This is a genomic window from Tepidamorphus gemmatus (assembly GCF_004346195.1).
In the GTDB taxonomy this organism is placed as follows: Bacteria; Pseudomonadota; Alphaproteobacteria; order Rhizobiales; family Tepidamorphaceae; genus Tepidamorphus; species Tepidamorphus gemmatus.
Map to the genome: position 1 here is coordinate 1 of NZ_SMAK01000013.1, position 21,848 is coordinate 21,848.

Annotated in this window: 21 protein-coding genes and 1 tRNA gene; 16 read left to right on the forward strand and 6 right to left on the reverse strand. The window is 65.3% G+C overall.

The genetic code is table 11. The annotated features are described in order from the left end of the window. Positions 1-59: 59 nt before the first annotated feature. Positions 60-992 carry a site-specific integrase gene (locus EDC22_RS15880; RefSeq protein WP_132807664.1) on the reverse strand — a complete coding sequence of 311 codons (933 nt, stop codon included), beginning with the start codon at positions 990-992 and terminating at the stop codon, positions 60-62. A gap of 158 nt (positions 993-1,150) precedes the next feature. On the opposite strand from EDC22_RS15880, the gene EDC22_RS15885 reads away from it, so the two are divergent. From EDC22_RS15885 to EDC22_RS15920, 8 genes are all read left to right on the forward strand, one after another. Next, the gene (locus tag EDC22_RS15885) at positions 1,151-1,654 is read left to right on the forward strand and encodes a hypothetical protein (protein WP_132807665.1); all 504 of its coding nucleotides are present in this window, start codon (positions 1,151-1,153) and stop codon (positions 1,652-1,654) included. 10 nt (positions 1,655-1,664) lie between these two features. Continuing rightward, the gene (locus EDC22_RS15890; protein ID WP_132807666.1) at positions 1,665-1,883 is read left to right on the forward strand and encodes a hypothetical protein; all 219 of its coding nucleotides are present in this window, start codon (positions 1,665-1,667) and stop codon (positions 1,881-1,883) included. Next, on the forward strand, positions 1,880-2,206 hold the full coding sequence (locus EDC22_RS15895; RefSeq protein WP_132807667.1) for a hypothetical protein: 327 nt from the start codon (positions 1,880-1,882) through the stop codon (positions 2,204-2,206). Before EDC22_RS15890 ends, EDC22_RS15895 begins: the two co-directional genes overlap by 4 nt. Before the next feature lie 4 nt (positions 2,207-2,210). After that, positions 2,211-3,080: a bifunctional DNA primase/polymerase gene (locus EDC22_RS15900; RefSeq protein WP_132807668.1), complete on the forward strand. Its 870-nt coding sequence runs from the start codon at positions 2,211-2,213 to the stop codon at positions 3,078-3,080. Beyond that, positions 3,073-4,500 carry a phage/plasmid primase, P4 family gene (locus tag EDC22_RS15905; RefSeq protein WP_132807669.1) on the forward strand — a complete coding sequence of 476 codons (1,428 nt, stop codon included), beginning with the start codon at positions 3,073-3,075 and terminating at the stop codon, positions 4,498-4,500. The genes EDC22_RS15900 and EDC22_RS15905 overlap by 8 nt, the downstream gene beginning before the upstream one ends. A 236-nt stretch (positions 4,501-4,736) precedes the next feature. Next, positions 4,737-5,246, forward strand: coding sequence for a hypothetical protein (locus tag EDC22_RS15910; RefSeq protein WP_132807670.1), 510 nt, complete (start codon positions 4,737-4,739; stop codon positions 5,244-5,246). Further along, entirely contained in the window at positions 5,236-7,071 is a 1,836-nt protein-coding gene (locus EDC22_RS15915; protein WP_132807671.1) for a phage terminase large subunit family protein, read from the forward strand. Before EDC22_RS15910 ends, EDC22_RS15915 begins: the two co-directional genes overlap by 11 nt. 351 nt (positions 7,072-7,422) lie before the next feature. Then, positions 7,423-8,508, forward strand: a complete 1,086-nt coding sequence (locus tag EDC22_RS15920) for a DNA methyltransferase (RefSeq protein WP_207903803.1) — start codon at positions 7,423-7,425, stop codon at positions 8,506-8,508. Here EDC22_RS15920 and EDC22_RS15925 read toward each other — a convergent pair. Both EDC22_RS15925 and EDC22_RS15930 read right to left on the reverse strand, forming a co-directional pair. Further along, a complete protein-coding gene (locus EDC22_RS15925) occupies positions 8,474-9,391 on the reverse strand; it encodes a hypothetical protein (protein WP_132807672.1) in 918 nt (305 codons plus the stop codon). The genes EDC22_RS15920 and EDC22_RS15925 overlap by 35 nt on opposite strands. Next, positions 9,388-9,660 carry a helix-turn-helix domain-containing protein gene (locus EDC22_RS15930; protein WP_342635149.1) on the reverse strand — a complete coding sequence of 91 codons (273 nt, stop codon included), beginning with the start codon at positions 9,658-9,660 and terminating at the stop codon, positions 9,388-9,390. The genes EDC22_RS15925 and EDC22_RS15930 overlap by 4 nt, the downstream gene beginning before the upstream one ends. A gap of 282 nt (positions 9,661-9,942) precedes the next feature. Between EDC22_RS15930 and EDC22_RS15935 the strand changes: the two genes are divergently transcribed. Genes EDC22_RS15935 through EDC22_RS15960 form a run of 6 tightly spaced genes read left to right on the forward strand, consistent with a single transcriptional unit; the run spans position 9,943 to position 15,074 of the window. Further along, positions 9,943-11,358 (forward strand): phage portal protein, encoded by a 1,416-nt coding sequence (locus EDC22_RS15935; RefSeq protein ID WP_132807674.1) that lies wholly within the window; start codon positions 9,943-9,945, stop codon positions 11,356-11,358. Further along, a complete protein-coding gene (locus tag EDC22_RS15940) occupies positions 11,351-13,165 on the forward strand; it encodes a prohead protease/major capsid protein fusion protein (protein WP_132807675.1) in 1,815 nt (604 codons plus the stop codon). The genes EDC22_RS15935 and EDC22_RS15940 overlap by 8 nt, the downstream gene beginning before the upstream one ends. Further along, positions 13,165-13,377 (forward strand): phage head-tail joining protein, encoded by a 213-nt coding sequence (locus tag EDC22_RS15945; protein WP_132807676.1) that lies wholly within the window; start codon positions 13,165-13,167, stop codon positions 13,375-13,377. The genes EDC22_RS15940 and EDC22_RS15945 overlap by 1 nt, the downstream gene beginning before the upstream one ends. Before the next feature lie 3 nt (positions 13,378-13,380). Beyond that, positions 13,381-13,725, forward strand: a complete 345-nt coding sequence (locus EDC22_RS15950) for a DUF2190 family protein (RefSeq protein WP_132807677.1) — start codon at positions 13,381-13,383, stop codon at positions 13,723-13,725. 60 nt (positions 13,726-13,785) lie between these two features. After that, on the forward strand, positions 13,786-14,526 hold the full coding sequence (locus EDC22_RS15955; protein ID WP_207903804.1) for a hypothetical protein: 741 nt from the start codon (positions 13,786-13,788) through the stop codon (positions 14,524-14,526). After that, positions 14,523-15,074: a type II toxin-antitoxin system VapC family toxin gene (locus EDC22_RS15960; RefSeq protein ID WP_132807678.1), complete on the forward strand. Its 552-nt coding sequence runs from the start codon at positions 14,523-14,525 to the stop codon at positions 15,072-15,074. Before EDC22_RS15955 ends, EDC22_RS15960 begins: the two co-directional genes overlap by 4 nt. Before the next feature lie 71 nt (positions 15,075-15,145). On the opposite strand, the gene EDC22_RS15965 is transcribed toward EDC22_RS15960, so the two are convergent. After that, positions 15,146-16,066: a restriction endonuclease gene (locus EDC22_RS15965; protein WP_132807679.1), complete on the reverse strand. Its 921-nt coding sequence runs from the start codon at positions 16,064-16,066 to the stop codon at positions 15,146-15,148. 185 nt (positions 16,067-16,251) lie between these two features. Then, a tRNA-Met gene (locus EDC22_RS15970) sits at positions 16,252-16,328 on the reverse strand. Positions 16,329-17,269: 941 nt separating this feature from the next. Here EDC22_RS15970 and EDC22_RS15975 point away from each other — a divergent pair. Then, a complete protein-coding gene (locus tag EDC22_RS15975; protein ID WP_165926945.1) occupies positions 17,270-18,118 on the forward strand; it encodes a CHAD domain-containing protein in 849 nt (282 codons plus the stop codon). Positions 18,119-18,133: 15 nt separating this feature from the next. Here the strand turns inward: EDC22_RS15975 and EDC22_RS15980 are convergent, their stop codons facing one another. Next, a complete protein-coding gene (locus EDC22_RS15980) occupies positions 18,134-18,832 on the reverse strand; it encodes a cyclic nucleotide-binding domain-containing protein (RefSeq protein ID WP_132807681.1) in 699 nt (232 codons plus the stop codon). Positions 18,833-19,114: 282 nt separating this feature from the next. Here EDC22_RS15980 and EDC22_RS15985 point away from each other — a divergent pair, with 282 nt between their 5' ends. Beyond that, a complete protein-coding gene (locus tag EDC22_RS15985; RefSeq protein ID WP_132807682.1) occupies positions 19,115-21,844 on the forward strand; it encodes a nitrate/nitrite transporter in 2,730 nt (909 codons plus the stop codon). The last annotated feature ends 4 nt before the right edge of the window (positions 21,845-21,848 follow it).

Sequence of the window (21,848 nt, forward strand, 5' to 3'; positions counted from 1 at the left end):
GTCAAGTCCAGACACAAACCGATCTCCGATCCCCAAAACAGAATCGGAAACCTCACAGATCACAAGCCATCCAGGAAGGTGCCCTCAGAACACCGATTACGCTTGAAATGTCGCCTTACGGTGTTGGCGTGATCGGCGACTGAGCCGTCGCTCGACGGAAACACCAGATCCAGATCGCCCTTCGGGCAGGCGAGCTTCCACTCCTTCAGGGTGTTGAGCACGAATGGCCCGGCCGGCACCGATCGGTGGCCTGCGGCCGACTTCGGTTCGCCGAGCATGCAGTAGAAATCTGCGCGCTGGCGCACGTGCAGGAAGCCGTTGGCGAAATCGACGTCGGTCCACCGCAAGCCGCGCGTCTCCGAGGCGCGCAGACCACATAGGGCACTCACGACCAGCATTGCGCGTAACCGTCCAGTGGCACCAGCAATGAGATTTTTCACGTCCTGCTTCTTCGGAACCGAGACCTTGTAGTCGAGACGGCTCGATCGCAGCACGCGGACGCCCTGCGCGGCATTCATATGCACCTGCCCGTTGTCGATGGCGTGATTGAGGACTAGGCGAAGCGCGCCGAGGATTTTCCGGGTGATCATCTCGGACCGTCCTGCGGTGAGCAGGCGGTCACGGAAATCGTTCACTGCCTTGCGGCTCAGTCGCGATAGCTTCAGGTCGCCGATGCCGACCTTCCCGTCCTTGATGTGGCACCGGACATAGCCCTCGTAGCCGACGTAGGTCGTCCGCTCCATGCGGCGGCCAGCGTCGCGCCGCACGCGGCAATGGGCGAGCCACGCATCTGCCGCCTCACCCACCGTGATCGAGACGGAATCGTGGACGTAGGTGCCGGCGAGGACTTGGGGGCGGACCTTGACCAGGAACTGATCGGCCTCCTTGCGGCGCTCGAACAGCTTCGCCCGGCGCCGGCCCGCCTGGTCGGTGAACTCGACCTGCCAGCGGGTGAGGCCCGAGGGAAGCGTGCGTTTGCGGATGGTCGCCAACGAAAATCCCTGCAATACCAATGCTTTGACAGATGCGACAGTGCCATTGGTGCCCCGTGGAGTGAAGGTCAATCAGTCGCCCCACGAAGACCGTTGACGCACCGTATGTGCTTAGTTATAAAGGACCGTATACGATACGTCAACGCTTGGAGGCAGCCATGGCCGAACGGCTCAATGTTCATCAGATGTGCAAGGCGGCGTCGGTCACCCGCACGCAGTTCAACCAGTGGATCGCCCGCGGCTATTTCGTGCCGGAGGAGGAGCCGGTGAGCGGCAAGCCGCGATCCTTCTCCTTCAAGGAGGCAGTCGCGCTCGGCACCTTCGCCGAGCTGGTTCGGCTGGGCATCCCGCACGATGTGGCGGCGCAGCACTGCCGGAACCTGCATGGCTTCAGGGACGAAGCGGCGCTGCTCATGATCTATCAGGGTCCGGTCGAGCTGATTCCGACCTCGGAACGCGGCTCGGTGCTGCCGGGCAGCGGCAGCGGCATGAAGTTCTACGATCCTGATCACCCGCCATTCGGGAGCGAGATCATCCGGCTCTCACAGCTGGCTGCCCATGCCGCCAATCGCGATGTGCGCTCCCTGGCGGTCGTCAATCTCGATCACGTCGAAGAGCGGGTGAAGGCGGCGCTCAAAGCCGCGCCTGCGGAGCCCCAGTAAGGAGGCTCCAATGCACCAGGCCGAACCCACAACCCTCGCCGACGATCTGCTGCGCGGCGCCGATGCCATCGCCGAGTTCGTGTTCGGCAACGCCAAGCACCGGCGCAAGGTCTACTACCTTGCCACCGAGGCGAAGCTGCGCATGCCGGTGTTCCGCATCGGCTCGGTGATCTGCGCCAGGAAGTCGACGCTGATCGAGTGGATCGAGCGCCAGGAGGGCATCCGATGAGGACCGCTCCTGCGCTCATCATCCCCGACGAGCATGTCGAGATCGGCAATGCCCTCAAGCACTGCCGGCCGATGCTGATGCTGCTCATGCGGCGGACGCCGCCGAGTTCGCCCATCCATCGCGATGCCGCCCGCGCCATCGACGTGCTCGACCGGCTGCGCACGCGGCTCGACTGCCATCTGCATCTGACGGTCGCCGCCACCCGCGATCCGCGCCTCCTCCTGTCGTCTGTCTACTCGGGCACCAGGTGGCTCGCATGGCGCGAGTACGATCCCGACGAGATGGACCGGGACGATTTCGCCGCCTGGGCGCTCGACAGGTGATCGCATGCTTCCCGGCCTGCTGGACCATGCGCGGCTCTATCTTGGGCTCGGCTTCGCCGTGCTGCCGCTGCACTTCCCGTTCGAGCGCGAGGGCAGGCTCGAATGCTCCTGCGGGCGCGAGGATTGCCGCCAGCCGGCCAAGCACCCGTTCGGGCGGCTGGTTCGGAACGGTCTCAAGGACGCGAGCAAGGACCCGGCAACGGTCGAGGGCTGGTTCACGAAAACCCGCTTCAACATCGCCATCGCCACCGGCGCGCCGAGCGGCGTGATCGTGCTCGACATCGACCCGCGTCATGGCGGCGACGAGACGCTGGCCGACCTCGATCGCGAGCATGGACCGCTCCCCACGACCTGGCGCTTCCTGACCGGCGGCGGTGGCGAGCACGTGCTGTTTCGGCATCCAGGGCGCAGTGTGGCCAACAGCGCCGGCGCGCTCGGACCCGGCATCGACGTGCGCGGCGATGGCGGCTACATCGTCGCCCCGCCCTCTCTGCATATCTGCGGCCGCCCCTACGCCATCTCGGTCGATCACCATCCCGAGGACGTGCCGCTCGCCGACGCGCCCGCGTGGCTGCTCGAACGCATCGCCGCGACCAGGACGGCGGACAAGGCTCGCAAAGCCGCCCAGTGGCGAACCCTGGCGCGCGACGGCGCCATGAACGGCGAGCGCAACGTCACCATCGCCCGACTGTCGGGTCTCCTGCTCGGCCGGCGGATCGATCCGCATGTCTGCCTCGACCTGATGCTCGCCTTCAACGCTACGCGCTGCCAGCCTCCGCTGCCGGAGGACGAGGTGGTGGCGACCGTCGCCAGCATCGCCCGCCGCGAGCTCGCCGGCCGCGCCGCGCGACGTGAGGGAGGCGACCATGGGTGATGTGCACGACCTCCTCGACGAGATGCTGAAGCGCGGTAGGCAGGCGGACGAGTCGGCCGAGGCCATCGACCGCCCCATCGAATATGCCGACGAGTCGCTGGCGCTGCGCTTCACGGCCCAGCACGAACACGACCTGCGCTACGTCCATCTCTGGGGCCGCTGGCTCAGATGGGACGGACGGCGTTGGCGCACCGACGAGACGCTGGAGACGTTCGATCTCGCCCGCGCCATCGCGCGCGCCGCCTCGGCCGAGATCGTCGAGCGCAACGGTTCGGCGAAGGTCGCATCGAGTGTTGCCAGCGCCAAGACCATCGCCGCCATCGAGCGGCTGGCGCGCGCCGATCGTCGGCATGCCACCCGCACCGAGGACTGGGACGCCGATCCCTGGCTCCTCAACACGCCGGGCGGCACGGTCGATCTGAAGACCGGCAGGCTGCGCCCGCATGCGCGCGAGGACCTGATCACCAAGATCACCGCCGTCGCGCCCGGCGGCGCGTGCCCACTGTGGCTTGCCTTCCTCGACCGCGTGTTCCGCTCCGACCAGGAGCTCATTGCCTTCGCGCAGCGCATGCTCGGCTACAGCCTGACCGGCTCGATCCGCGACCACGCCCTGTTCTTCCTCTACGGCACCGGGGGCAACGGCAAGGGCGTCTTTCTCAACACCTGGCACAAGATCATGGGCGACTATTCCTGCATCGCCTCGATGGAAACCTTCGTCGCCTCCAAGACCGAGCGCCACCCGACCGACCTCGCCATGCTACGCGGTGCCCGCGCCGTCATGGCGCAGGAGACCGAGCAGGGCCAGCGCTGGGCGGAATCGCGCATCAAGGCGCTGACCGGCGGCGACGCCATCTCGGCCCGCTTCATGCGCCAGGACTTCTTCACCTTCGAGCCTGCCTTCAAGCTGATGATCGCCGGCAACCACAAACCGTCACTGCGCAATGTCGACGAGGCGGTGCGCCGGCGCTTCAACCTCGTGCCCTTCACCGTCACCATCCCCAAGGCCGAACGCAATCCCAACCTGCCTCAGAAGCTCGAGGCCGAGTGGCCCGGCATCCTCGCCTGGGCCATCGAAGGCTGCCTCGAATGGCAGCGCATCGGCCTCGCGCCGCCGCCTGCCGTACTCGACGCCACCGAAGGCTACCTCGCCGACGAGGATGCCATCGGCCGCTTCCTCGACGAGCGCTGCGAGACCGGCGACATGCTCGTCATGGAGGAGGTGAAGGAGCTGTTCGCCTCCTGGCGCGACTGGTGCAACGCCACCGGTGAGTATGCCGGCTCGACCAAGCGCTTCAGCCAGAACCTGGAGACCCGCGGCTTTCAGCGCATCCAGCATCCGAGCAATCGCCGCGCCTGCTTCGCCGGCATCCGGCTCGTCGTGCGCGGCGCGACCGACTGGGGCGACTTCAATGCCGGCTGAACCGCGCCGCGAAGGGATCGAAGGCATGCTCCCATATCAAGCGTTTCGCGCGCGTGCGCGCGCGCGTACGTCCCTTATGGACGGTCCCCTTCGATCCCTTCGGACCGGCATCGTCGCCGGAATGGTCGCCAGCGATCCGCACACCTTGGCGATGGTCGGCAGCGCGGCGGTTCCTCCTGGCCCGATCCGTATGCCGCGGGCAATGGCGCGATGCGTCGCCAGCGCGAGGGCGGATCATGCCTAAACTCGACCGCGCCGAGACCAAGACCGAGTTCGCCGCCCGCGTCGGCCTCACCAAGGGCCGCATCTCCCAGCTGGTGGCCGACGGCCTGCCCGTCCGCCCCGATGGCCGCATCGACGTGGAGGCGGGCCTCGCCTGGATGGAGCGCAATCTCGATCCCTCCCGGCGCGGCAAGGGCGGCACAGTCTCCACCGGCGCCAGCGCGCCCTCGGTCGCCGAGGTGCGGCGCATGCTGATGCTGGTGCAGGTCCAGCGCGCCCGCCTCGCCTACGACAAGGAACGCGCTTCGCTGATCGATGCTGGCGCCGCCACCGCCACCATCTTTGCCCGGGCGCGGGCCGAGCGCGACGCCCACATGGCCTGGGTACAGCGCGCCGCCCCGCTCATCGCCGCCGAGACCGGGGCGGACAGCCAAGCGACCTTCGCCGTGCTGGATCGGCTGATGCGCGAGCATCTGGAGCATCTGGCCGACACACCGCTCGGGGAGCTGCGCGATGCTGGTTGAAGCCGATGACGCCTGGCGGCGCGGCATCCGCCCCGAGCCACCGATCACCGTGTCGGAATGGGCGGACCGCAATCGCGTGCTTCCCACGACATCGGCCGAACCTGGCCGCTGGCGCACCAGCCGCACTCCCTATCTGCGCGCCGTCATGGACGCGCTCTCGGCATCGAGCCCCTACGAGCGCGTGGTGCTGATGAAGGGCGCGCAGACCGGTGGCACCGAGGCTGGGCTGAACTGGCTCGGCTACATCATCCACAACGCGCCCGGCATCGTGATGATGGTGCAGCCCTCGCTCGATATGGTGCGCCGGAACACTACCGTGCGCATCGACCCGCTGATCGAGGCGACACCCAGCTTGCGCGATCTGGTCGCCCCGCCGCGCTCGCGCGATGCCGGCAACAGCCTGTTCCGCAAATCCTTTCCCGGCGGCCAGCTCGTCATGACCGGCGCCAACAGCCCTGTCGGCCTGCGGTCCACTCCGGTGCGCTATCTCTTCCTCGACGAGGTGGACGGCTATCCGGGCGACGCCGATGGCGAGGGCGATCCGGTCGATCTCGCCATCCAGCGCACCGCCACCTTCCGGGGCCGGCGCAAGATCTTCATGGTCTCGACACCGACGCTCAAAGGCTACTCCCGCATCGAGGCGGCCTTCGCCGAGTCCGATCAGCGGTATTTCCATGTGCCGTGCCTCGCCTGCGGCGACATGGCGCCGATCACTTGGGCGCGCATCCGCTGGCCCGATGGCAAGCGCGATCAGGCCCACCTCGTCTGCGAGGCCTGCGGCGGCATTCACCACGAGCACGACAAGACGCGCTTGCTCGAGGCCGGCGAATGGCGTGCGACCCAGCCGGGCGATGGGCGCACCGCCGGGTTCCACCTCTCGGCGCTCTATTCCCCTTGGGAGACCTGGGCCGAGATCGCCATCGAGCACGGCAGGGTCATGAAGGACCCGCCGCGCCTGCAGGTCTGGGTCAACACCAGGCTCGGCGAATCCTGGGAGGACCAGGCCGGCGACACCGTGCCCGCCGATCCGCTCATGGCGCGGCGCGAGGACTGGGGCGAGGACCTGCCTGCCGGTGTCGCCGTGCTCACCGCCGGCGTCGATGTGCAGGGCGACCGCATCGAGGTCCAGGTGGTCGGCTGGGGCCGCGACGAGGAGGCCTGGGTCATCGACTACCGCGTGCTTTGGGGCGATCCCTCGGGCCCGCGTCTGTGGTCCGATCTCGACCACTATCTGCGCACGACCTTCGTCCATCCGCACGCCGTGCCCGATCTGCCGGTCCGCGCCGTCTGCGTCGACACCGGCGGCCACCACACCAAGATGGCCTACGAGTTCTGCCGCACCCGTCTCGCCCGCCGCGTCTGGGCGATCAAGGGCCGTGGCGGCCCCGGCGTGCCCGTCTGGCCGCGCCGGCCGACCCGCACCAACAAGGGCAAGATCCCGCTGTTCGTTGTCGGCGTCGACGCGGTGAAGGATGCTGTCTATGCCCGCCTCAAGCTCACCGAGCCCGGCCCCGGCGCCATCCACTTCCCGCGCCGGCTCGACGCGGAGTATTTCCGGCAGCTCACCGCCGAGCGCGTCGTCACCCGCTTCGAGCGCGGACGCCCGATTCGCTCCTGGCAGCCCAAGCGCGACGGCGAGCGCAACGAGGCGCTGGACACGTTCGTCTACGCCCACGCCGCCCTGCACGGGCTGATCAGCATGGCGCTGAGGCTGAATGAGGAGGCGGAGGCCGCCTTAGCGGCGGGGCGCAAGGGCGAGACGCCGGTAACGAAGCCCGCCAGCGCCCCGGTCATCCGGTCGGCGTGGCTTCAACGCAACGCTTGAGATTCTAGCCAAATTAGCCAATTCTCGTCGTTCAATCCGCAAAGGGGCTAGCGGAGTAGGACAAAGCCTGAAGCGGTCGAGCAGTGCACCGGGTAGCGCGAAAGGCGTCGGTGGCCCGGCGAGGTGATTGACGCGCGTGTTTTTCTTCCCTCCAGGTTTCGCACAACGGGAACTGCTTCCAGCGTGTCCATCGGCGGAGTTGGCCCCTGTGTGATTCCGGCATTCTCCGTTCACGCTCCGAATCGGACCGAACTACGGTACGCAGTAGGTTTCAAGGCGTGTGCATTACCTCTTGGCAATAACCCATTTTGGGTTATACTGGCGCGACCCAACACGGGGAAGGAAATCGAGTTGAAATCACTTTCCGAGAATCGAGTCGGCAAGAAGCACAAACCTACAAGCACCGTAGGCCGTGGTCGCGCCGTTAAAACGGTAATGTCTGACGTTCCCTCCGAATATAAAGATGACTTCGTATCGGTCTTTCTTGGAGACAGCGCGGAGCTATGTGAAAATTGGCCTGAACCGACTGTAATTGTTTCAGATGGCGGCTACGGTGTACTAGGTTTCGAGGGAGATACTTCGGATCATCTAGATCTGCCGGATTGGTACGAGCCGCATGTCGCGGCTTGGTCGCGCAAGGCGACACCGACGACAACCCTTTGGTTCTGGAACTCAGAGATAGGCTGGGCAGCGGTCCATCCCGTGTTGGAAAAGCACGGCTGGCGCTACATGAACGCGAACATCTGGAACAAGGGAAAGGGTCATATTGCCGGGAACGTCAACACCCAGCGTATACGCCGCTTCCCGGTGGTATCCGAGGTCTGCGTTCAATATGTCTTCGAGGCTCGAATTGACGGGCTAGTGTTGAAGGAATGGCTTCTGCGAGAGTGGAAACGCACCGGGCTGCCCTTGAGAAAGGCCAATGAAGCTTGTGGAGTAGCAGACGCGGCGGTCAGGAAATATCTTGATCAAGGGCATCTCTGGTACTTTCCGCCACCGGAAATGTTTGTCCGCCTACAGGAATATGCGAACGCGCACGGTGATCCGAGCGGCAGACCCTACTTCTCGATCGATGGGAAACGGCCGGGCACTGTGGAAGAATGGGCTGCCATGCGTTCTAAGTTCCGTTGCCCGCACGGATACACAAATGTCTGGGACCGTCCGGCGTTACGGAGCGAGGAGCGCTTCAAGTTGAATGGTGACTCGGGGAGGGCCATCCATTTAAACCAGAAACCGCTGGACCTTATGACGATGATAATCAAGGCATCGTCGGATGAGGGGGATGTTGTCTGGGAGCCTTTCGGCGGGCTTTTTTCAGCTTGCGTTGCGGCACGTCGTCTTGGCCGATATTCGTATGGTGCCGAGATTGATCCGACATACTTCCACTATGCGATTCATCGTCTTACCGAAGAATCTCGTCAGTATCCGCTTCTTTAATATCGAAACGGTCCTCCAATACTCTCCGAATATCTTCGTCCGATCCTCGATACAGAAGCCTGCTCCAATCACCGATGGTGAGGCCGTGAATCTCTGTGGTCAAAACACGCCGCTTAAAATCTTCGATGCCTTGATGGACAATACGGTCCATCTTCGCAAAGTTCGTATCGAGCCGATATGGGTATTGCGCAATTAGTTGGCGCAATAGTCCCTGATACTCCGCCGTCGGCTTGTAGCGTGTTCCGCCTGGCCCCCAACTTTGGACAAGCCGCTGTGCCTCTTGGAACTGTCGGGCCGTACCCTGCCATTTGTATCCATTAGTATTTGTCTGTTGGAGATTCCTTGTTCGAGCCTTCGTATCCTCCGGCTCCAATACAAGGTAATCGGGTGGGTTGTGATAGTGATCGTCCCGGGCCTGGGCGACCGAGAGGCCGGAAACGATGCATACGTCTATGATTCGAGGTTTGCCGAAGATCAGTTGTTCCGGCAGCCAAGCCAACATGCACACATAGGTCTGATCATCCGTAAAGTGGTTCTGACTGTCCTTAAACCGCGCTGTGATTTCGGTAGCCAGGGGAAACCATGCTTTGATTTCGAATCCGGGTGCCGGATTGACCGAACCCTCGAAGATCGTATCGGGGAAACCTGGGTCTTGGCGCTTCCATGTTCCTAGCGGTCCAAACTCAGGTTGATCATTCAGAAATTCGACCGTGTTGAACTCAATCAAGTTCCCCAGGAGTGGTGATAGCTTCGAGACGACCTTGGCGAGATTGACTGCTGCGCTCGGCGAGATTGGTTTTGACACGGTGAGCAGATCAAAGACGTGGCCCGATAGGCTTGTCAGATGCGCCGATGCAGCCTCAAGAACTTCGCGACAGTTCATCGCGGAGTTCCCTGTTTCGAACGCGATGCGATACGAGCTTCAATCTCCCGAATCGTCTTGCCCGGCTCCAAGCCAATCGCACGAGCAACGGCGACGAACTCCACTACGTCGAGACGACGTTCCCGGCGCTCATACTTAGAAACAAAGGACTGCGGCTTTCCGAGAGCCTTGGCCAAGTCCTGTTGTGTGATGCCTGCGTCTTTTCGTGCAGCGATCAGAACTTGTAGAAACGCTTCATACTCGTCGGAGTGTAAGGACTTCAACGGCACCCCCCCCCCCCCGAATCCAATCGGGGCAGCCTAAAACCTAACTTGGGATTATCCCAAGTCGGGTTATGTGGAGCGGAGTGGCGACCCGCAGAAGGCCCGCGGCAAGTCGGCGACCAGTGTATCCCGCACTGCGTGATCGCTCCAATGGAAACCCGCCATACGGAACCGGCACGACGCGTTATCGGTTTCCGGCTTTCCTCTGCCATCGGCTCGTGATCTCTGCCGGATTTTCCCAAACGTTCCCAATAGCTTGAGGCTTGCCGCCGCGCGAGAATCGGCGGCATGCGGAACTTCGTCCAACGGCTTCTCGGGATCGGCAGGACGCGCGCCTTTGACGCGGCGGGCGGTGGCCGGCGCTGGGAGAGCGCCAAGACGGTCGATGGCCTGAACGCCGCGATCCTGGCGGGCGCCACTACGGCCGCGCGCCGGGCCGGATGGTACGCCCGCAACAATCCCTGGGTCGCGGCGGCGGTGGACAGCCTGGTCGGCAACGTGGTCGGCGCCGGGATCAAGCCGCAGTCGGCGCATCCCGACCGCGCCGTGCGCGAGGCGCTGCAAGCGCTGTGGCTGCGCTGGACCGATCATGCCGACGCCGGCGGGCTCGGCGACCTTTACGGCCTCCAGGCCATGGCCGTGCGGGCGATGATCGAGAGCGGCGAGGCCTTCGCGCGGCTCAAGGTCGCTCGCGATACGCCGAGCGGCATCGTCCCGCTCAGGCTCGATCTCCTGGATCGCGAGCAGGTGCCTCTGGACCTGCATCGCGATATCGGCGGCGGGGCGCGCATCCGCGCCGGCATCGAGTTCGACTCTGCCGGCCAGCGCGTCGCCTACCATGTCCACGCCTCCCGCCTGGGCGACCCGCTGGCGCCCCTGCGCTTCGAGCCGGTGCGTGTCCCCGCCGCCGATCTTCTCCACCTGTTCAAGCCGCTCGCCGCGGGCCAACTGCGCGGCATCACCTGGCTCGCGCCGGTGCTGCTGCGGCTGCACGAGCTCGACCAGTTCGAGGATGCCGCGCTGGTCAAGGCCAAGGTCGCGGCGCTCTTCACCGGCTTCATCACCGATCCCGACGGCACCGTTGGCGGGCTGTCGGGCACGGGCAATGCCGGCGTGCTACAGGTCGGCATGGAGCCCGGCAGTCTGATCCCGCTGCCGCCTGGCGCCGACATCCGCTTCTCCAACCCGACCGAGCACGATGCCTATGCGCCCTTCGTGAAGAACCATCTGCGCGCTGTGGCCGCCGGGCTGGGCCTGCCCTACGAGCTCGTCTCGGGTGATCTCGAAGGCGTCACCTATTCCTCGATCCGCGCCGGGCTGATCGAGTTCCGCCGCCGCGTCGAGCAGCTGCAGCACAACGTCGTCGTCCACCTGTTCTGCCGCCCGGTCTGGGAGCGGTTCCTGCGGCTGGCCGTGCTGTCGGGTGACCTACCGGCGCGCAACTTCGACCGGGATCCGGCGGCATACCTCGGCTGTGAATGGCTGCCGCCGAAGTTCGACTATGTCGATCCGATGAAAGACGTGCAGGCCGAGATCATGGCGATCGGCGCAGGGCTGAAGAGCCGGTCCCAGGCGATCTCCGAGCGCGGCTACGACGCCGAGCAGGTGGACGCCGAGATCGCCGCCGACCAGAGCCGTGCCACGGCGCTCGGGCTCGACTTCTCCCGCGCGAAGCGCATCCCGACGGAGGCGGCCAATGCCTGAGACGCTTCCGCTCCTGACTCGCCGCGCCGATCTCGCACCCGCCACCGCCGACGCTCAAGCCCGCACCGTCGAGGTCATCTGGTCGACGGGCGCACCGGTCCGTCGCCGCGACATGGCGGGCGAATACATCGAGCGGCTGAGTCTCGATCCCGAGGCCGTGGACCTGTCGCGCCTCGAGGGCGCCTCCGTGCTCGACGCCCACCGACAGTCGGCAGTCCGCGATGTGCTTGGCTCGGTGCGCGAGGCCGCCGTCGACGGCAGGCGCGGCACGGCCCTGGTCCAGTTCTCGGCCCGGCCCGAGGTCGAGCCGATCTGGCAGGACGTGCTGGCCGGCATCCTGCGCCATGTCTCGGTCGGCTACTCGGTCGAGGAATGGGCCGAGAGCTCCGAGAACGGCGCGCGCGTGCTCACCGCCGCGCGCTGGACACCGCATGAGATTTCCCTGGTGCCGACCGCCGCCGACCCCGGCGCAAAGATCCGAATGGAGACCGACATGCCCGAGACCACGAGCCCGGCGGCCGACACGCCGCCCGAGGCGACGACGCAGACGCGCGCCGCCGTCAATTCCGAGATTCGCTCCATCGCCCGCATAGCCGGGCTCGACCAGGCGTGGGTGGATGGACAGATCGACGGCAACGCCGATGCCGACGGCGCGCGACGCGCCGCCTTCGAAGCGCTGGCCCGTCGTTCCTCTCCTGCCATCTGGACCGAACAGGTGCGCGTCGAGATGGGCGAGAGCCAGGACGAGCCATCATTGCGCGCCCGGCAGATGGGCGAAGCCCTCTACGCCCGAATCAATCCGCGCCACGAACTGTCCGAGCCTGCCCGCCGCTATGCCTATGCCACGCCCGTCGATATGGCGAAGGAGTTGCTGACGCTGCGCGGCGAGAGCACGCTTGGCCTCTCGCCGGCGACGCTGATCACGCGGGCGCTCCACACGACCTCGGACTTCCCAATCATCCTTGGCGACACCGTCGGCCGCGTGCTGCGTGATGCCTATCAGGCGGCACCGGCCGGCGTGCGCCGCCTCGGCCGCCAGACCACGGCGCGCGACTTCCGCGCGATCAACAAGATCATGCTGGGCGAAGCGCCGCTGCTCGAAAAGCTCAACGAGCACGGCGAGATCAAGGCCGGCACGATGGCCGAGGCGCGCGAGGCCTACAGGGTCGAGACCTGGGCGCGCAAGATCGGCATCACTCGGCAGGTGCTGGTCAACGACGACCTCGGCGCGTTCTCCGACCTTGCCCGCCGCATGGGCCAGGGCGCAGCCGAGACGGAGGCCCGCATCCTTGTCGATCTGCTCGAAGCCAACAGCGGCAACGGGCCGAAGCTCTCCGACAACAAGACGCTGTTCCATGCCGACCATGGCAACAAGGCGGGCTCGGGCGCCGCGATCTCCGACGCCACGCTGTCGGCCGCGCGCCTTGCCATGCGCAGCCAGACCGGCTTGTCCGGCCAGCCGATCAGCGCAACGCCCAAGTACCTGCTGGTACCACCCGCGCAGGAGACCACGGCCGAGAAATGGCTTGCTACCATCGCGGCGGCGAAGGCCGCCGACGTGAACCCGTTCTCGGGGTCGCTGACACTGGTCGTCGAGCCGCGGCTGTCGAGCGCAACGCGTTGGTACGTGTCGGCCGATCCCGCCGAGATCGACGGGCTCGAATACGCCTATCTCGCCGGGGGCGAAGGGCCGCAGGTCGAGACCAAGGCCGGCTGGGATGTCGATGGCGTCGAAATCCGCGTGATCCTCGACTTCGGCGCCGGCTTCATCGACTGGCGCGGATGGTACCAGAACGCGGGGGCTTGATGACCGATCTCAACCAGCTTGAGACATGGCGCGATGCGCTGCTGAAAGCGCGTTACGCCGGCGTGCGGACGGTCGAATACGACGGCAAGCGCGTCACCTACGCCACCGACGCCGAGATGGCCGCGGCGCTTGCCGACCTCGACCGGCGCATCGCCGCGGCCTCCGCGCCGCGCGTTGCCCAGGTTCGCATCAGCTCATCGAAAGGAACGTGACCCATGAAGAACTACATTCAGGAAGGCCGCATGATCACCGTTGCCGCGCCGGCCGGCGGTGTCGCCTCGGGTGATGGCGTCGTGATCGGCGCGTTGTTCGGCGTTGCCAGCAAGACCGCCGCGGCGGGCGAGACGGTCACGATCGCGACCGAAGGCGTGTTCGATCTGCCGAAGCTCGCGAGCGCCATCATCGCCGCCGGCGACAAGGTGTCGTGGGACGACACCACGAAGCAGGTCAACCTGCCCGGCCCCGGCCGCTTTCCGATCGGCATTGCCATCGAGGCCGCCGGCAACGGCGCGATCATCGTGCGCGTGCGGCTCGACGGGGTGGCGACCGTCGCGGCGTGAGCCAAAACAACTACTCGTCAAGGACGTTTGAGGTAGATATCTTCGAGCGTCGAGGCAGCCATGGAATACCGGTTCACCATTGCGGACAGCTTCACCCCCGAAACGCTCCCGATGGAGCGGCTTGGGGATTACGTCGTTGCGCTCGCTAAGTTGTTGGGCGAACAGGCGAATGTTCATTTCCGAGGCATTGAAGCCGGTTCGGCGGTGCTTGTGGCCAGCGTTGACCCACCCGCTCAGCCCAAAGTCTGGGACCGGGTGCTTGCAGTCCGTGACGGTGGCGGCCCGAGCGACGCGCGGAAGGCATACGGCGATCTGGACGAAATGCTCCGCAAGGACAACGCAACAGGCACGCTGAGCGACGAAGCCGGAGGCGTAGTCATTCCCTTCCCGGGTCGCAACCGCCCGGAGCCGCTTGTTTATGGGCCGTTCCGAGAGGATGGCACAATTGACGGGCAGCTGATCCGGGTCGGTGGGAAGGACGAGACCGTCCCGGTGCATCTTCGCGATGGCGCCATCATCCATACGGGCCTCATATGCACCCCGGAGATCGCGCGCAGGATCGCGCCGCATCTCTATGGGCCGACGCTGCGAGTCCATGGCACCGGTACTTGGTTCCGAACTGAAGCCGGCGTCTGGGAGCTCCGAAGTTTCAGGATCAGCGATTTCGAGGTTCTGGACGACGCGCCGCTTCTCGAAGTCGTTGGCAAGCTTCGCAAGGTGAAGGGGAGCGATTGGAGCACGGTTCCCGATCCGGTGCGCACTTTGCTGGCGGAGCGCCGTGGCGATGAGGGCGCCCATTGATCGTCGCATTCGATGCCAGCATTCTGATCTACGTCATCGACGAGCAAGCGAAGCCGCCGACCGATCCGGCGACCGGAAACCCGGTCGATCGCTGCCGGGAGCGTGTAACGCACCTCCTCGAATCCCTTCAACAGCAGAACGCCAAGATCGTCATTCCAACGCCGGCCCTCGCGGAAGTCCTGGTGCGCGCCGCGAAGGGAGATCCGGAGTTCCTTCGTATCCTCTCTTCAAGCAAGCACTTTCGAATTGCGCCATTTGATGAGCGGGCCGCCGTGGAGTTCGCGGCCCGCCAAGCCGAGCGCATTGCCGCCAACGAGCGAGCTCCTGCGGCGACGCGAACAAAAGCAAAATTCGACGATCAGATCGTCGCGATTGCTTCCGTCGAGGGCGCGACGACCATCTATTCCGATGACGAAGACATCGCGAAGCTCGCGGAAGGGCGCTTCGGGGTCGTCCAGATCGCCGCCATTCCGCTGCCGCCCGAATCCGCTCAAGGCAAATTACCGTTCGACACCGAAGAGCAAGGGGGCTCGAATACGAGAGCCTAACTAAAGCGGAGCGTAGCAACGGCGCGTGTGCCGTCCGCGCGAGCCCGACCGGGACCGATATGCCAGCCTGATCACAGACCGAGGTCGTCAAAGTAGTCGGTATCAAGCTTCTTCATTTCGACATTGCGATAGACGCGAACCCCGATGCCGTATTGAACCAAGAGCCGCGTCAACTCCTCGCCATCCATGAGGACGAGGCGTTTCGGGCTGCGCTGGGCATAGGCGCGCGCCTGCGGTGCGAAATGACTCGTGGTCACGAACACGCCTTTTGTCGCACCGCGCTCGTCCAGAGCACCCGCGAACTCCCTGATTTTCTCGACCCCGATCGCGTTGCCGGTCGCGTACCGTTTGGCTTGCAAGTAGATGATATCCAGCCCGAGCACGTCCTCATTAATCACACCATCGACACCGCCGTCGCTCGTGCGTCCAAGGTGCTTGCTCGATCCGCCCGCGCCATAACCCATCCCGAGCATGAGATCGATGATCAGCTTCTCGAAGGCGGTCGGATGCATCGTCTGAACTCGATCCAACAGCTCTGCTCGCAACGTCACGTTCAAGTCGTTGAACGCGGCCTCGATGCGTTCGTCCGGAGTGCCGGCGGCAAGTGTCGCAGTTGGCTCGGTCGAGGGTTCGCCCTCGATATCCTCTGACGGCTTCGTCCGGAACTGGTCGAACCCGTCGAACTGCGAGAGGAAATTGATGTCGATCCGGGCCGGTGGGTTGGCCAGGACTTCTCTTCCCCTTTCGGTTATTGCGAAGACACCGCGCCGCGGGCGACTGAGGAGCCCGGCCTTGACGAGATAGGTCACTGCCCAATGCACGCGGTTGGCGATCTTCGCCTGCCGACCGCTCGGAAGAAGCTCGGCTCGCTCGTCGGGCGTCAGGTGAAACTCGTCGGAAATCCGATCGACCGCATCAGAAGCGCGCACTTCGCCGCCATTAGCGAGGCGCAAGACCGGAAGCATCACTGTCTGGAAATCAGGGACCGGCATGGCGCGAAGGGAATCGTTTGGACCATCGGCAATATTCGCACCATGCGCCGGCCGGCGCTACCGCTGCGTGCCAGCGAGCGCCAATCCCCGCCATAGATTTTGTTGACTCATTGTTGACTCGGCCGGTCCGGCGCGAGGAGCCCAAAAAGCGAAACCCGCTAAGTCATTGACTTAGCGGGCTGATTTGGTTGCGGGGGCAGGATTTGAACCTGCGACCTTCAGGTTATGAGCCTGACGAGCTACCGGGCTGCTCCACCCCGCGACAGGAACGCGCCGGACCGGCCGGCGCGCTGGTGGCGGCGATTGGCGCCGCGGTGACTATGTAGCAATCCGGCGACGGGATTGCAAACCCCCAACTGCGGTATTCGGGCGGGCTGGGGAAAATGCTGAGGTCCAAGGTCGGAGTGCCTCACGCGCGGCCTCCATTTGCCCCTCCCTGGGGGGCATGAGACTGCGCCGCGCCCGCCTGCCGCGACTGCTCCACACCCTCCCGAGGGGCCGCTGCACGCTCTTCCGCCGGGCCTGCTACGGGCCAGTCGAGACGGCGACGCTGCCGCCTGCGGGGCGTGTGATCGCGGTGCATGTCGCGACCGCGACACGCCCCGCTGGGGTGGCGGCCCCGACTGCAACCCACCGGCGCGCCCGCATATGCGTGTGTCGCGGCCAGCCGTTCCGCAACACGCCCTGCGGGCGACGGAGAGGTGGCGGCCGCACTGGCGCGTGGCCGCTGCGGGCGATCGCGGTCTCTGCCGCCGGCGTGGGGCGCGCGGGTGTGGCGCAATTCCGCGACCGATCCTCCATGGCGGGGAGGTGGCCGGGACCGGCTGGGCTGTGCCAGCCGGCCCGCCCGGCGCCGGGGCGCGTCTGGTGTCGCGATGCCGCGGTGGCAGCCCGATCGTCAGCCATGCAGCCAGGTTGGCGTTCCTTCGGACGAACACGCGGTCCGGAGAATTGCCGGGGGCCCGTTCAGGCGCCGTCTTGGTGGTGCGATGATGGCCTCGTGGTGGCGTGTGCTCTCGGCGCGTCTGCGGTCGTGCGCGTCGCGGCTGTCGGAGTGGCGGTCGGGGCCTGTGCGTCCGCCGCCGCCATGCTAGATTGGATGCAAGGTTGCGGCCTCAGCGTCCACGCAGGTTCGGGGGGCACGCCCCCGGAGGTCGGGAGCAGGGAGACAACGTGCATATCGGTGGCCGGATCGGCGCTGAAGTGAACCGCGCCCTCACCGACCTTCTGGGCTCCGCCGTCACCCGGCTCGTCGCGCGCCGCGGCGATGTGCACGAGATCGTCCATGATGCGCGCAAGGATCTGAAGGCGTTCCGGTCCTATCTGCGCCTGGTGCGGGGGATCGTCGACGCTGAAGCCTTTCGCCGCCTCAACGCGGCAGCCCGCGATGCGGCCCGCTCGCTCTCGGAGGCGCGCGACGCGCAAGCGCTGCACGATGCGATCAGCCAGCTCGAGATGGCCGACCGGCGCGGCCTCCTCGACATTGCTGCCTTGCGGCGGGCCGCCGATACGGCTGTCGGTGGGTCGGCGGGCCGCAAGGCAGTGCGCGATCTGTGCCGACAGGTCGCGGGCGATCTGCGTCCCATTCGCGACGAGGTTGCAGGCTGGAACCTGACCGACGACCGCGACGCCTATCTCGACGGGCTGGCGACAACCTATCGGGCGGCACGCAAGGCCCTGCGCAAGGGGTTCGGTTCGGGCCTGGCGGGCGAGCTGCACGAGGCCCGCAAGCGCGTGATCCACTGGCGCTACCAGCTCGAACTGTTCTCCGGACTGTGGCCCCGCGCCATCAAGGCCGAGGTCCGCGAGCTTCAGGACCTGCGCGAGGATCTCGGCCAGCACAATGATCTCGTCCTCCTGCAACAGCGCATTGCCGAGGAGGTGGACGGGTTCGCGGGCCTGCCGCAGCGCGAGGCCTGCCTCGATGCCATCCTGGTGCTGAGGGCGGAGCGCACGAGGACCGCGGCGCGCCGTGCCGGACTGGTGTTCTGCGACGCACCAAGGGCGCGGCGACGGCGCCTTCAGGCCTGGTGGGCCGCGCAGCTCCGATAGCGTCCGACGCGCAGTTCAACTGGTGAGATCGTCGATCAGGCGGCTTGGCCTGGCAAAGCGCCTGAGCGTCTCCATGTCGGCGATGCGGATCCTGGGGCCGTTGACGACGACGCCATGGGGGCCGAGCGCGGCGAAGGACCTCGACAGGTTTTCCGGCGTCATGCCGAGGCGCGAGGCCAGCACCCGCTTGCCGATACCGAGCTCGACCATGCCGCTGCCACCCTGCTTCTCGTTGGCGCGCAGCAACCAGTTCGCCAGCCGCTCGGTGCCCGTTCTCAGCTTCTGGTTCTTCAGTTCCTTGACCAGGTTGCGATAGCAGGTCGACAGCTCCCCGACGATCGCCGACATGAACGCCGTGTCGTGCTGCATCGCCTCGCGGACATTCGCGGCCGGAATCATCAGCACGCGCGACTTCTCGAGCGTACGGGCCGACTGCAGGTACACCTGGTCCTTCAGCACCGCCGCCAGGATGAAGGTGCCGATCGGCCGCACGAAGCCGATTGTCGTCTCGCGGCCGGCATGTCCGGCGAACATTTCGACCAGGCCTTCGACGACGATGTAGAGGAAGTCGGAGGGTTCGTTCTCTTGGATCAGCACGACGCCGGGTGGAAACCGTTGCAGGAATCCGGCTGTCACCAGGGCATCGAACGTCTCGTCCGCACAGGCGCGGAACAGCTCGAGTTTCCTGATCTCCACCACGTCCTCGCGCCGCATGTCGTTTCCCCTCATCCCGTTCGCGATGCCGGCCGGATGGAAAATTCCGGCACGGTCCGGATCGCTGCCTTGATATTCATCAAGCATGCGCAATGCGCTGGACATTGAGAGTATTGATATTTTCTTCTTCAAGTAATGAACAATTGTGAGATTGTATTTATTTCAACGATAAAGCTGTCACGAATTGATATGCATCAATTCAATTGGTCAGGTGGATGGCTGTTGTTGTGTCAGATCCGCCGGATATCGGCGGCTGTGACGTGTTCACCGGGGAGTGGACAAATGCAGACGGTTCAGGGTGCCCTCGAGCGGGATCGGCGCCGGGCACTGATCATGAGCACGGTCGCCTTCACCGCGTGCTTTGCGGTATGGACGATATTCTCCATAATAGGAGTGCGGATACAGGCCGATCTCGGCCTCAGCGACGCCCAGTTCGGCCTGCTGGTCGGAACACCGATCCTCACCGGCTCGCTCAGCCGTGTCTTCCTTGGCATCTGGACCGACCAGTATGGCGGCCGGATCGTCTATGTCGCGGTCATGGTGCTGGCTGCGATCGCCACCTTCCTGCTCTCCTACGCAACCACCTATGAGACGATGCTGCTGGCCGCACTCGGTGTCGGTCTGGCCGGCGGCTCCTTCGCAGTGGGCGTCGCCTATGTCTCGCGATGGTATCCGACCGAGAAGCAGGGCACGGCACTCGGCATCTTCGGCGTTGGCAATGTCGGTGCCGCCGTCACCAAGTTCGTGGCACCCTTCGTCCTCGTTGCCTACGGCTGGACCGCCGTCGCCCAGATCTGGGCGTTGGGTCTCTTGGTCATGGCCGTCGTGTTCTGGCTCACCACCAAGGACGACCCGGTACTGGTGGAACGGCGTCGCAAGGGTGAGCGTCCGCGCGGTACCTGGATGGAGCTGGCGCCGCTGGGACGGCTGCAGGTCTGGCGGTTTGCCCTCTACTACTTCTTCGTGTTTGGCGCCTTCGTCGCGCTGGCGCTGTGGTTGCCGCGCTATCTGGTCGGGGTCTACGGCCTCGACATCAAGACCGCGGGGATGCTTGCAGCGTTCTATTCCATCCCCGCATCGGTATTCCGCGCCTACGGCGGCCACTTGTCCGACAAGCTGGGCGCACGGACGATCATGTACTGGACGTTCGGCGTGTCGGTCATCTGCACCTTCATGCTGTCCTATCCGGACACCGACTACGTCATCCACGGCACGCACGGGCCGATCGCCTTCTCGACATCGATGGGGCTGGTACCCTTCGTCATCCTGGTCTTCGTGCTCGGCTTCTTCATGAGCCTGGGCAAGGCGGCGGTCTACAAGCACATCCCGGTCTACTATCCCGACCATGTCGGTGCGGTCGGCGGCGTCGTCGGCCTGGTCGGCGGCCTCGGCGGATTCATCCTGCCGATCGTCTTCGGTGTGGTGCTCGATCTCACCGGCATCTGGACCAGTTCGTTCATGGTGCTGTTCGGCATTGCGACGGTGGCGCTGGTGTGGATGCACTTCTCCATCCTCGCCATGGAGCGCGCGGCGCGGGCAAAGGAGGCTGCGTCGCTGCCCGAACTGCCGGAAATGCAGGAGATCCATGAGCCGGCCCGGCACGGCGGCCTGTCCGGTATCATCGAGGACTGGCGCCCGGAGGACAGGCAATTCTGGGAGACGAAGGGCCGGGCGATCGCCAACCGGAACCTGTGGATCTCGATCCCCTGCCTCCTGCTGGCCTTTGCCGTCTGGATGGTCTGGTCGGTCGTCGTCGCCAAGCTGCCGGCGGTCGGCTTCGACTACACGACCGACCAGCTGTTCTGGCTGGCCGCGCTGCCTGGCCTGTCGGGCGCGACACTCAGGATCTTCTACTCTTTCATGGTGCCGATCTTCGGCGGCCGCCTGTGGACGGCGGCCTCTACGGCGTCGCTGCTGGTCCCGGCCTTCGGCATCGGCTACGCGGTCCAGGATCCCGACACGCCCTACCAGTTGTTCCTGGTTCTGGCGCTCCTGTGCGGGCTCGGCGGCGGCAACTTCGCCTCCTCGATGTCGAACATCTCGTTCTTCTTTCCGAAGGCGCAGAAGGGCAACGCGCTGGCGCTCAACGCCGGCCTCGGCAATCTCGGCGTCTCCGTCGTCCAGTTCGTGGTGCCACTTGTCATTACCACCAGCGTGTTCGGCGCTGTCGGCGGCGAGGCCCAGACATTGTCCGACGGAAGCCGGATATGGCTGCAGAATGCCGGCTTCATCTGGGTGCCGTTCCTGATCCTGGCGACGCTCGCGGCCTGGTTCGGCATGAATGACATCGCCTCGGCGCGCGCCTCGTTTGCCGAACAGTCGGTCATCTTCAAGCGCCGGCACAACTGGATCATGTGCTGGCTCTACACGGGCACCTTCGGCTCGTTCATCGGCTACTCGGCGGGCTTCCCGCTGCTGATGAAGACGCAGTTCCCGACGGTCGACGCCCTGCAATTCGCCTTCCTTGGCCCGCTGGTGGGCGCAGTGTCGCGGGCGATGACAGGATGGGTTTCCGACAGGTACGGCGGCGGCCGCGTCACCTTCTGGGTGTTCGTCAGCATGATCGGTGCGGTGGCGGGGGTGCTCTACTTCCTGTCGATCAAGGAGCAACCCGGCGCGTTCTGGGGCTTCTTCGCAATGTTCATGGTGCTGTTCTTCGCCACCGGCGTCGGCAATGCCTCCACCTTCCAGATGATCCCGGCGATCATGCGCAGGGAGATGGACCGGCTGATGCCGACCGCCGACGCGGAATCGCGCACCCGGCAGGCGGAGAAGGAATCCGCCGCGATCATCGGTTTCACATCCGCGATCGCCGCCTACGGCGCGTTCTTCATCCCCAAGAGCTACGGCACCTCGATCGCCATGACCGGCGGTCCCGAGGCGGCGCTGTGGGGCTTTGCGATCTTCTATGCGACGTGTGTCGCACTGACCTGGGCCACCTATACGCGACCGGGCGGCCATCTCCATGACATCGAGCGCCGCCCGGCCATTGGCGCGGCTGCGGCCGGATAGTTCG